The 2732-nt window shown below is 42.8% G+C and carries 1 protein-coding gene and 1 pseudogene; both read left to right on the top strand.

Annotated features, from left to right (window positions below; all coding sequences use genetic code 11):
- A pseudogene (locus FHL06_RS12330) lies at window positions 1–1570 on the top strand (VirB4 family type IV secretion system protein); the annotation flags it as partial.
- Window positions 1563–2732 (top strand): type VII secretion protein EssB/YukC (locus FHL06_RS12325; RefSeq protein ID WP_153386868.1); only part of this gene is annotated, 1170 nt, incomplete at its 3' end. The pseudogene FHL06_RS12330 and the gene FHL06_RS12325, both read left to right, overlap by 8 nt.

Raw genomic sequence — 2732 nt, 5'->3', positions numbered from 1 at the left:
CCTTGATAATTCTACCACATTTGTCTATCAACATATGTTGGTTTATCTGCGGGCTAACGGTTTAGCGGAATTAGATGACTGAACCGAGAACGTCAAGAATACGTTGATTAAACTACAAATGAAGCCCTTAGTGCCCGTTAAAGCGACTTTCCAAGCATTTTGGTCAACCATGCCAATTAACGAGAACCTCATGGGGGATTACACCTATAAAGAGAGTAATACCGAAGTCGCCAGCAGTATGTTTCCCTTTGATGACGCTGAAATTCTGGACTTAAAGCCGAGAAGTGATATTGAAGGAGTTAACAAAGATACCAACAGCTTAATTGCCGTAGATATGTTGGATCGCAACAAGACCCTAAATCAAAATCAAGTGATTATCGGGACCTCGGGGGTCGGCAAGACCACCTATATGATTCAGAAAATCCTACGCTACGCCATTCAAGACTATCAACTCTACATTATTGATCCAGAAAATGAATATACCAAGATTGTTGAAGCCCTGGGTGGCGCAGTCTTGCACCTAACCTCGAATGCTAAGTACAAAATTAACCCGCTCCAAATTTTCTCCGAAGAAATCCTAAGCGCCGATGAGGCGGTCACGAACCTTGATTTACTAGTTAAAGATAAAATCCAGCGATTAAAGGGATTCTTTGAAGTCCTTAAAACCGGGATTACCCAAGTTGAGCTGGCAATTCTTGATGATGTCGTTAAACAGGCCTACGTCAACAGTGGCGTTTTGAAGTACAGCCGCTTAAAAGAAATTAAAGACGATCAGTGGCCGACCTTATCCAATGTCTATGACGAGTTGGAAAAATTGACAGATAAGGACGCCGACAAATTCAATCGGGTCAAAGACTTCTACTACATCTTAGGCAGTTATACCCATGGTTCTAACAGTTTATTTGACGGCCATACCAACGTTAACTTAAAAGGGAAAATCATTTCCTTTGATTTAAAACCGCTACAAAGTGAGCAGGAAGTCCAATCAGCCGCCTATCTGAATACTTTCCAGTATCTATGGGACGAAATTACCAAAGATCGGCATAGCCGCAAGAAATTGTTTGTCGATGAATTTCATTTCTTGACCTTGCACAAAGCAGCCGCCACCTTTTTCCACCAAGCCTACAAGCGGTTTAGAAAGTATAATGCTGGGGCGATTGCCGGAACGCAGCAAATTCAAGATGTGATCGAAGGAACGACAGATACTGGGCAGAACATTGGGGAAGCCATTATTGGGAACTCCTATACCAAAGTGTTCTTTGGTCTTGACGGTAAAGGTGTCGATGATGTGATTACCAAATTACGCATGACCTTTTCAGATAAAGAAAAGAAGTTACTAGAACGCCGTAGGCAAGGTGAAGCCCTGATGATCTATGGTAGCCAACGTGCCTTTATGAAAGTCGAGTTGACCGAAGAAGAATTGCGGTTAATTGATCCCGAAGCTTACCAAGAAAAATACAACCGTGAGACAACCATTCAACCGGATTATCAAAAGCGCGTGGTGTTGACGCCAAGTGAAATTGATGCCTTGACCACTACCGAAGAGGAAGGAGGGACTTTAAATGAGTAAATCAAATCAGCTATTGAATATCGAGGTTGGCACGTTCAAGCGACAAGGGAACAAGTTGATACTTGAACTCAATCACAATCAATTTCGATACGACCAGTTGAATGAGCTAAATGAATTAAAGCAAGCTGATGCCAATTTCTTGCAGTTGGTTAACGTGGTTGAGCAAGACCAGAAGGTTGTTTTAACTTATACTTTGCCGGATAAGGTCAGATCATTAAAGAAATTACCACATGAAAATAAAGCAATCCGGTCAGCGATTGCCAAGGAAATCATGGCGCAAAAGGTGGTTAACGATAGCCAGTATCACGTTGCGTTGAACCCAGCTAACCTGTGGTATTACCCCATGCAACATGTTTGGTACGCCTACCGGGCCAATGAACTCATGCCTTATGATGACAAGCATAGCAATTTAGCCAAATACAAAGCGCTGATTCTATTTTGCTTGACGGGGACGCCCTATGAACGGTTACTAAGCAATCCCCAAGAAGCCTTGGCCAAACACCCGGATGACTATTTACAACAAGTAGCTAAAGCTACGTCGTTAAATGAGTTAACGGAAGTGGTTAATGGCATTGAGGACTTTGTGAGCTATCACGAATGGCAGGCAGTTGAAACGGCCCAACAGAAAACCAAACAACGATTATGGTTGAGTGTGGCTGGGGTAGCGATTGTGGCCGTTTTGGCCGTCGGCTTAGTTCATAAAAGTGATGAACGGCAATATCAAAGCTTAGCTAACCAGAACCAAGCCCAGGTCACGCGATTAAAATATAGCGGTCAAATTCAGACCGCTTTAAATGATCAGAAGTGGTCAGAAGCGCAAAAAGATATGCAACGAGCCGGCTATCCTTCAACTAAGCAAGTCAGTGTCTTTTTAAAGCATCGTCAATACCAGCAAGCTTTAAACGTTTACCCAAGTCAGTTGGACAAGGTTGTTAATGCGGCTTATGCCAACAAAGATAACAGCCAAGTGGCTGATTGGCAGTTACCAACTAAGGCGACGAGCAAGAAAAAAGACCAGTTGAAACTTGAAAAAGCGATTGTTAATTATGATACCAATACGCTTAATAACCAATTATCCTTTACGACGAACGCTGATGTTTTATTGAGAATGGGACAAGCCTTCCTAGCCCATAACGATACGCAAGACGCCCAGACCGTCCAA

This window comes from Companilactobacillus halodurans, assembly GCF_009600985.1.
GTDB lineage: Bacteria > Bacillota > Bacilli > Lactobacillales > Lactobacillaceae > Companilactobacillus > Companilactobacillus halodurans.
This window is presented reverse-complemented; position numbering and strand designations above follow the sequence as displayed.